This window comes from Mycobacterium sp. SP-6446 (genome assembly GCF_001954045.1).
In the GTDB taxonomy this organism is placed as follows: Bacteria; Actinomycetota; Actinomycetes; order Mycobacteriales; family Mycobacteriaceae; genus Mycobacterium.
This window is the reverse complement of the sequence record NZ_MBEM01000015.1, coordinates 1-3,153: the sequence shown is the minus strand read 5'-3', so window position 1 is coordinate 3,153 and position 3,153 is coordinate 1. Positions and strand designations below refer to the sequence as shown.

1 protein-coding gene and 1 pseudogene are annotated in these 3,153 nt (G+C 68.8%); both read left to right on the top strand.

Annotated features, from left to right (window positions below):
* A pseudogene (locus tag A5736_RS26185) lies at positions 1-297 on the top strand (hypothetical protein); the annotation flags it as partial.
* 118 nt (positions 298-415) lie between these two features.
* Positions 416-3,153: acyl-CoA synthetase (locus A5736_RS01370; protein ID WP_254848266.1), on the top strand; the 2,738-nt coding region annotated here is incomplete at its 3' end.

Genomic DNA, 3,153 nt, shown 5'->3' with positions numbered 1-3,153 from the left:
TGGACCATGCCGGACGGGCACACGTACGCCACCACCCCGGGCAGTGCGCTGCTGTTTCCCACCCTGTGCGCGCCTACCGGGGCGGTCCCCCCACCGGATCGCGCAGACCTGGATCGGCGCGGCGACCGCACGGCGATGATGCCGCTGCGCGCGACGACGCGGGCCCAGAACAGAGCCCATCGCGTCAACGCCGAGCGCGAGCGTAATTATCGAAACCGTCAACCTCGTCGGGCGGTGTCCGTCGGCGCGCAAGAGATCGACTACGTCGCAACCGATCCCGACCCGCCACCTTTCTAACCGCAGTGGCTTCGCGCCCGGGCAAAACACCCTGACCAGAACCGCACGTGCTGCTGATGTGCCATGATGGCCACGCTGTCAACAGTTCAGGGAGCGCCGGGTGGATCTCAATTTTTCGATGGTCACACGGCCGGTCGAGCGCCTCGTCGCCACGGCGCAAAACGGTCTGGAAGTACTGCGGCTGGGGGGCCTGGAAACGGGGACTGTCCCGTCGCCGTCCCAGATCGTCGAGAGCGTGCCGATGTACAAGCTTCGGCGTTACTTCCCACCCGACAGCAGGCCTGGGCACGCGCCGGTAGGCCCGCCCGTGCTGATGGTGCATCCGATGATGATGTCGGCCGACATGTGGGACGTCACCCGCGAGGACGGCGCGGTGGGCATCCTGCACGCCGCGGGACTCGATCCCTGGGTCATCGACTTCGGGTCACCCGACAAGGTCGAGGGCGGCATGCGCCGCAACCTGGCCGACCACATCGTCGCGCTCGGCCAGGCCATCGACACCGTTAAGGACGCGACGGGCAGCGACGTCCATCTGGTCGGGTACTCGCAGGGCGGCATGTTCTGCTACCAGGCCGCGGCGTACCGGCGTTCGAAGAACATCGCCAGCATCGTGGCATTCGGATCCCCGGTGGACACCCTGGCCGCCCTGCCCATGGGCATCCCGGCGAACTTCGCCGCACCCGCCGCCAACTTCATGGCGGATCACGTCTTCAGCAGGCTGGACATCCCAAGTTGGATGGCGCGCACCGGTTTTCAGATGATGGACCCGCTCAAGACGGCGAAGGCCCGGGTCGACTTCGTGCGTCAGCTGCACGACCGGGAGGCCCTGCTGCCACGCGAGCAACAGCGCAGGTTCCTGGAACGCGAGGGCTGGATCGCGTGGTCGGGCCCGGCGATCTCGGAGCTGCTGAAGCAGTTCATCGCCCACAACCGCATGATGACGGGCGGTTTCGCGATCAACGGGCAGATGGTCACGCTCACCGACATCACCTGCCCGGTGCTGGCCTTCGTCGGGGAGGTCGACGACATCGGACAGCCGGCGTCGGTGCGCGGGATCCGGCGCGCGGCGCCCAACGCCGAGGTCTACGAATGCACCATCCGGACAGGGCATTTCGGCCTCGTAGTCGGATCCAAGGCGGCGAGGGAGAGCTGGCCGACGGTGGCCGAATGGGTGCAGTGGCTGTCCACCGGTGGCGACAAGCCCGCCGGCATCGACCTGATGGCCGATCAGCCGACCGAATCCACCGACAGCGGTGTGGCGTTCAGTTCGCGGCTTGCGCACGGCATCGGCGAAGTCTCCGAGGCGGCGCTGGGATTGGTGCGCGGCGCGGCCGGCGCGGTGATCGCGGCCAACAAATCGATGCGCACCCTGGCCGTGGAGACCGCGCGCACCCTGCCCCGGTTGGCCCGGCTGGGACAGATCAACGATCACACCCGAATCTCGTTGGGCCGCATCATCGATGAGCAGGCGCACGACGCCCCGCGGGGTGAATTCCTGTTGTTCGACGGGCGTGTGCACACCTACGAGGCCGTCAACCGGCGCATCAACAACGTCGTTCGCGGCCTGATCGAAGTCGGCGTTCGGCAGGGCGACCGTGTCGGTGTGCTGATGGAGACCCGGCCCAGCGCGCTGGTGGCGATCGCCGCGCTGTCCCGGCTGGGGGCGGTCGCCGTGGTGATGCGGCCCGATGCCGACCTGGCCGCGTCGGTGCGGCTCGGGGGAGTGAGCGAGATCCTGACCGACCCCACCAACCTGGAAGCCGCCCGCGAGATGCCGGGCCAGGTGCTGGTGCTGGGCGGCGGCGAGACGCGCGACCTGCACCTGCCGGAGGACGCCTTGGAGCAAGGCCAAGTCATCGACATGGAGCAGATCGACCCGGACGCGGTCGAGCTGCCGGCGTGGTATCGACCGAACCCGGGATTGGCCCGCGATCTGGCGTTCATCGCGTTCAGCGCCGCGGGTGGCGAGCTGGTGGCCAAGCAGATCACCAACTACCGGTGGGCGGTGTCGGCCTTCGGAACGGCGTCGGCCGCCAACCTGGACCGCCGAGACACCGTGTATTGCCTGACGCCGCTGCACCACGAGTCGGCTCTGCTGGTCAGCCTGGGCGGCGCGGTCGTGGGCGGCACCCGCATCGCTCTGTCGCGTGGGCTGCGGCCGGACCGGTTCGTCAAGGAGGTACGGCAGTACGGGGTCACGGTGGTGGCCTACACCTGGGCCATGCTGCGCGAGGTCGTCGACGATCCGGCGTTCGTGCTGCACGGCAACCACCCGGTGCGGCTGTTCATTGGATCGGGCATGCCGACCGGGTTGTGGGACCGGGTCGTCGAGGCGTTCGCGCCCGCCCACGTCGTCGAATTCTTCGCCACCACCGATGGGCAGGCGGTGCTGGCCAACGTGTCCGGCATCAAGGTCGGCAGCGAGGGCCGCCCGCTGCCCGGCGCCGGACGCGTCGAGCTCGGCGCCTACGACGCCGAACACGACCTGATCCTGGAGAACGAGCGCGGCTTCGTCCAGGTCGCCGACACCAACGAGGTCGGCGTGCTGCTCGCCCAGTCCAACGGCCCGATCGACCCGACCGCGTCGGTCAAACGCGGGGTGTTCGCTCCCGCCGACACCTGGATATCGACCGAGTACCTGTTCCGCCGCGACGAGGACGGTGACTACTGGCTGATGGGCAGGCGCGGCACGGTGATCCGCACCGCGCGCGGGTTGGTCTACGGCGAGCCGGTCACCGACGCGCTGGGCTGCATCAACGGCGTCGACCTCGCGGTCACCTACAACGTGCCGGTCGGCGATCACGAGGCGGCGGTCTCGGCGGTGACGTTGTTGCCGGGGGCCACCATCACCGCGGC